A 6157-nucleotide genomic window follows, 5' to 3' on the forward strand; every position below is an offset into this window, starting at 1 on the left:
CCGTTGGCAGTAAGTTGAAAATTATATTAAAAGGAAAATATCGAACAGAAAAATTTAAATTTTATTAAATAAAAAAATGATTTAAATATGATAATCTCGAAATTTAATCAACAAACGGGAATTCTTGAAAATGAATTTACTGAAGATGTAACTTTGGAAGAAATTGTAAACTATATGATTTCAGCAAAAGAAAATAAAATATATCCCAGATTGTTGAAAATTAAAACTAATGCGACAAATGCAAATTTTCTATTTTCTATAGATGATTTAAAAACAATTGTAATAGAAAATGATAAATCATTAGAAAACTTCAATCTTATTATTTCCGCAATAATTGTAGACAATCCTCAAACGACTGTGATTTCAATGTTATATCAAATGCTTGCCGAAAAAAATGATAAATATATATTTAATGTTTTTTCGACAGATAAAGGAGCATTACAGTGGTTAAAAAATTACTGAGATAAAACCTAATGCCAACACCTCATAAAATTTATGCTTACATTTAAACTAAATAACACGAAATAAGATGATTAAATTCTTTCGCCATGCCTTAAACTCTTCAGACGCCAGATACTGGTTGCCGAACTACCTTTCTAATATCTTTAATCTATATGTATCGCAATAAGAACTATTCCAAAAGCAGTCTAAAGAGATTATTGAGGCCCTTAACCATCATATATAAAATAGATAGAATGATATTATGAAAAACTAACCAACCTTCTTTTTATATTTTTTGGGCCTATTGCCTGTTTTCCTCAGGATGGTATTACTTTTAAAAAGACTCCTATTTAAAGTTTTTGAAATAATATGGCTATAAAAGATTAAGTTTTGCAATTAAAAACACACTAAATAAGTACAACCCTGTCACTGACGGTTTATTTATGGCTGAATTAGGTGATAAATATATTTTACCTGATAAAACTCTCAACTCAATTTTTAACAAATAAATCATCAATAATTTTATAATCTAGCCACCCAACCATGTTTAAATATAAATAACATTTAGAGCATGTTCCATATTTTTTGTATTTTACAAGGGATCTTAAAGACACATTTACATATGCGATTAAAATCTTCCTTGTTTAAAGTCCACTATTTAGTATTATTTCTATTTCTTTTCACCAGTTGTGAGCAGTCCAAAAAGGAGAATTCAATTGGGCCAATAATGAAACGTGATTTAGAGGCTATTAAAAAAGACGGTAAACTTAAAGCGCTTACAGTTTATAGCGGAACAAGCTATTTTTTATATAAGGGGCAACCCATGGGCTATGAGTATGAATTACTTAAAAGATTAGCCAAACATCTAGACCTTGAACTTGAAATGGTTGTGGTTAAAGATCTTGATGAACTTATTACCAAACTCAATCAAGGTGAAGGTGATATTTTGGCACACGGACTCGCCATTACCGGAAACCGCAAAACATCTATTTCGTTTACAAACTATTTGTACCTGACCAAACAGGTATTGGTTCAAAAAAAGCCGGACAATTGGCGTACCATGCATTGGCACAAATTGGAAAATGTGTTGATACAGGATGCCATAGAATTATTACAGGACACGGTTTCCATCCGTAAAGGTTCGTCTTACAGCGAGCGCATTGCAAATCTTAGTGAGGAGCTAGGCGGCAACATTTTTATTAAAGAACTTTCAGGACAAATGGCTACTGATGAAATCATTAAACAGGTCGCCGAAGGGAATATTAAATATACTATTGCAGATAATAATATAGCCAAGATCATGGCTTCCTATTATCCAGTTTTAGATATTGAGGTGCCTGTTAGTTTTTCACAACGAATTGGATGGGCGACGCGTAAAAATTCACCTGAATTATTAAAAGCCATAAACTTATGGCTAGAGGACTTTAGAACGGAGATAGACTATAACATTATTTACAACAAATACTTTAAAAACAAAAAGAATTTTAGACGACGTGTAAAAAGTGACTTCTACAGTTTGAACAAAGAGGAAATTAGTCCTTACGATGAGCTTATACAAAAATATGCCGAAAAAATCAATTGGGATTGGCGTCTGGTAGCTTCCTTAATTTATCAAGAATCAAAATTTGACCCCAACAATAGCTCTTGGGCCAATGCCAAAGGGCTTATGCAATTGATGCCTAAAACTGCCCAAGAACTAGGTGTACAAGATCGCAGCGATCCAAAACAGAGTATTAGCGGGGGTGTCAGATACCTTAACCAAATTTGGAATAATTTCGACAAAATTGAAGACCCCATTCAGCGAACTAAATTTACGATGGCCTCCTATAATTGCGGAATGTACCATGTTAAAGATGCTCAAAAGTTAGCTTCCAAAAGAGGTTTGGATGCCTCTATTTGGGATGACAATGTTGAAGATATGATCTTAGCCTTGAGCCATCCCAAAAACTATAATAATTCCATAATAAAGTATGGTTACGTTAGAGGTGTAGAGCCCTATAATTATGTCAATCAAATTTTTGAACGCTATGCTCATTACACTCAATTTATTAAGAAATAACTGCTTGAAATTGTGTTGAATAGAACTTGATGATATTAAGAACACACCTGAGAAAAAAACTTAAGATGTGTAAAAAACATTGCTTATTTTAGACTTAACCAAAGGTTGTTGCAATTTTGCTAGCATCTGATTTTCCTTCGGAAAATCCTCGCATACAAAACCGTTGGCAATAATTATCCGACAAAAAATAAAATATGAAAAAGACTAACACTCTACTTACGATTCTAATTATTTCGCTTATTTCCGGAATATATTTTTTAACAAATATTTTTAATTCTAGTAATGAGTTTAAAAAGGATTTTAATGAGTTTGAAACTCCATCAGAACTAAAAATTGAATTAGATAAAGGAATTTATGATTTATTCGAATTATCAACCAAATTAAAAGGAATTGAAAAATCTGATATCGATTATTCAATAACTGTAAAAGGAGAAAATCCAAAAATTATAGAAATTGGTTTAAATACAATTGATTCAATTAATAAAAATAAAATAACAATTACTTATACTATTAACGACATAGTATTTAAGAGTATTGGACAATTTGAAATCAATGAAAAACAATCTGTAAAAATAGTTTCGAAAATTAATGATAAACAGATTGACAAATTAGCTTATAGACAAAAAGAAACAAGTAAATCATTCTTTGGAGTTATGAGGTCATCTCTTCTTCTTCTTTTTAGTGTTGGTGGTTTTTTGATTTCAGGAATAATACTATTAATTAACAGAAATAAGAAATAAACTATTGCCAACACCTCATGAAATTTATGCTTACATTTAAACTAAATAACGAACCGTCAAACATTCAACAAATAGTTAAACTATTGTGTTATTAACTTTTAAGGAACAATCGGCATAAATAAACGCACGTAACATGGCAAACCAATGCTGGTGCTCCAGCTATTCTACATCATTCTTAGCTTGCGTAACGTCATGAAATGTCGGCGAATTCTCGGTAATTCTGCCCGCCCCCTTTTTATTAATTTTGAAAGTAACATCCTTTGTTGTGGTAAATAAAAGAACAGATGAAAAAGACGTTCTGAGATGTGATTTCAAAAACACAAAAGCCTCTTCTAATGTAAGCTCGCTTTCCTCATCCTCGGTTTCTCTGGATTGGTAGCGCAATTTCACTAAGACCTTAAAGCCATCTTCAGAATAGACAGGTCTGACAAATATATTTTTCAAGTTAGGCTTACCAATAGTCTTTGCCATGGTTAATTTGGCAAATCGGCCTTCTTGGATACTTTCTTTTACTTGTTCCCAGAAAAGAACAAACACTTCTTGGTATGGCATAAACTAAAGTTTGATGATAAAATATTTTAGTGTTTCAAATAAATCAAATTGAAAATCAGTAACAGTTTATGGTGCTATTTATTCACCTTTCCAATGATATTTTCTACCGATATGATCTTCTGCGCCAAGCAATTACTTTTACCCTTGCGAATATCAAAATTAAGTGATGAATACACGCGATCACAATCTGGCTCCAGTATATCATAAGACTGTTGCACAATAGCCAAAGCTTCAGACAGGGTTTCGGTCTCTATGATGGTACCCATAGGGGTAAGCTGATAAGTAACGCCACTTTCGCGTATCATTTTTATCACCTTACTCACGTAAGGACTTACGCTCTCACCCTTATCGGTAGGAAACATGGCAAATTCTAATAGTACAGACATTGATTTAAGCGGTATTAGTTATTTGTACAAAGATAAGTGGTATTGGCTTTGTAATTGGTTTTGTTTCTAAATAAATAGGCAATCATTAATTGTTTTTACAAATACACTATGTTTAAACTGCTACGATATTAAGACGATTAAAAAACAGTAAATCCAAAATATTTTTGTATTTCAATTTACATAATCTTAAAAAAAATCACCTCATTGCTGAGGTGATAAATTTGCGTGGATAATTTGTAGGTCCGCTGACCTACGCTGGCAAAAATAGTAATTAATTTTATCAAAAAGCATTTAAATATTAAAAGCTGAATATTTCGGTCTTCTGCAGCATCAAAGAAATATAAAAACTGTTGCCAACGAGGGAGTACAATCAAACAGAAAATCCACAAACCAATTAAGTACTAAAAACAGAGACTCCCCCATTTCCACCAGTATTTTTCATTACCTAAATGAAAACTACAAATTCTTAAATTTCGTTTCTCATCTCACGTCTCACATCACACTAAAAAAAATACAGTTTCCAATTCCGCGCAATAAAAGCTTCCTGAAAAGTCAGTCTTTATTCTTTGCCTTTGCGTTTTAAATCCCTGCTGATGTAAAAGAATAATTTCGCTTTTCCTCTTTTACACCCATTCATCATATTTTTTAAGCAAATTCAGCTATGGTAAATTTTTGAGATCCTGGAAAGTTTAATATTATACTTAAAAAAAAACAGGAAGCCGAAGCTTCCTGTTTCCTGAAGAATTTAGTATATCTGGTAACTTTTAACGGATCCTTAGCATCACTCCATTTCTAAAACTACACCAAAGAAAGTTTAAATTAGCAAATGTCTATAACCCTTCATAAATCCTCAATACTTTTCAGTAATGAAGATCTGTTTTTATGAAAAACAGGAAGCCGAAGCTTCCTGTTTCCTGAAGAATTTAGTATATCTGGTAACTTTTAACGAATCCTTAGCATCACTCCATTTCTAAAACAACACCAAAGAAAGTTTAAATTAACAAATGTCTGTAACCCTTCATATATCCTCAATACTTTTCAGTAATGAAGATTTATATTTTATATCCTAAATCAATGAACTAAATTAATACGCCAAAATTACATCATCAATACCTTCTCCAAAATGATCTTTATCAAATTGCTGTATGATTGTTATCAAATTACCATATGTTACTATATGATTGTTATCATATTAACTATTGACAAAAGACAAGAATATTTTATTTCAAAATTAATCTAAGCTTTAATCCGTTTCCACAAGAATAGTTTCAACAAAACAGAATGTTTAGCAGATAATAAGGAGTTCGGAATTCTCTTCATTTTGTTCCATAAAATATATCTGCAAGGGCATTTAGAAAAAAGGAAAAATACACTTTTAATGATAGTAATTTATTCAAACCCCAATTCCGGCAATCAACCCTTGCATATACCACAAATAGCACTACTGCGATGACACATCCTCATTTAGTGCTATTTGTTTATTTTACTTCACACATTACGAGAATCCCTCACGTGTAAATCGTCAGGTAACAATGCATATAAAAAATAGCTCAATTATTATAAATATGATCTTTATAACACAAAAAAACATTAATTTTAAACATCTGAAGAGTACGTTTTTAAACCCGCAACTTTTCATTTTCAAACCCGTTAGCGGCAAGCACTGAGGAGCAACCAGATAAATAACAAACAATCACAATAAAATATAAGTTGCAGAAATGATAAATGGTTTAAATACAAACGAGGTAAACGAAAGACTCTCCTCTTTTGGCTACAACGAATTGCCTTTCGAAAAACCTAAAAATGTTATTGGTATTGCGATTGAAGTAGTCAAAGAGCCTATGTTTTTACTCCTTATTACTTGTGGTTTTTTATATATTATTTTAGGAGATATAAATGAAGGATTAATTCTTTTGTCAACGATTTTCATTATTATTTTCATTACATTTTATCAATATCAAAAAACTGAAAAAGCATTA

The 6157-nt window shown here is 31.3% G+C and carries 6 protein-coding genes; 4 read left to right on the forward strand and 2 right to left on the reverse strand.

The genetic code is table 11. From position 1 onward, the window contains the following. The first annotated feature begins 87 nt into the window (after positions 1-87). From ABY285_RS12035 to ABY285_RS12045, 3 genes are all read left to right on the forward strand, one after another. A complete protein-coding gene (locus tag ABY285_RS12035; protein WP_372770386.1) occupies positions 88-462 on the forward strand; it encodes a hypothetical protein in 375 nt (124 codons plus the stop codon). Between the two features lie 706 nt (positions 463-1168). Beyond that, the gene (locus ABY285_RS12040; RefSeq protein ID WP_372770388.1) at positions 1169-2500 is read left to right on the forward strand and encodes a transglycosylase SLT domain-containing protein; all 1332 of its coding nucleotides are present in this window, start codon (positions 1169-1171) and stop codon (positions 2498-2500) included. A gap of 194 nt (positions 2501-2694) precedes the next feature. Then, positions 2695-3240, forward strand: coding sequence for a hypothetical protein (locus ABY285_RS12045; protein ID WP_372770390.1), 546 nt, complete (start codon positions 2695-2697; stop codon positions 3238-3240). A gap of 159 nt (positions 3241-3399) precedes the next feature. On the opposite strand, the gene ABY285_RS12050 is transcribed toward ABY285_RS12045, so the two are convergent. Next, a complete protein-coding gene (locus ABY285_RS12050; protein ID WP_372770392.1) occupies positions 3400-3792 on the reverse strand; it encodes a hypothetical protein in 393 nt (130 codons plus the stop codon). Positions 3793-3866: 74 nt separating this feature from the next. Further along, positions 3867-4178, reverse strand: coding sequence for an MTH1187 family thiamine-binding protein (locus ABY285_RS12055; protein ID WP_372770394.1), 312 nt, complete (start codon positions 4176-4178; stop codon positions 3867-3869). 1718 nt (positions 4179-5896) lie between these two features. Between ABY285_RS12055 and ABY285_RS12060 the strand changes: the two genes are divergently transcribed. Further along, a partial coding sequence (locus tag ABY285_RS12060; RefSeq protein ID WP_372770396.1) for a cation-transporting P-type ATPase occupies positions 5897-6157 on the forward strand: 261 nt, incomplete at its 3' end.

Origin of the sequence: Lutibacter sp., from assembly GCF_041555395.1 — a bacterium.
Lineage (GTDB): Bacteria > Bacteroidota > Bacteroidia > Flavobacteriales > Flavobacteriaceae > Lutibacter.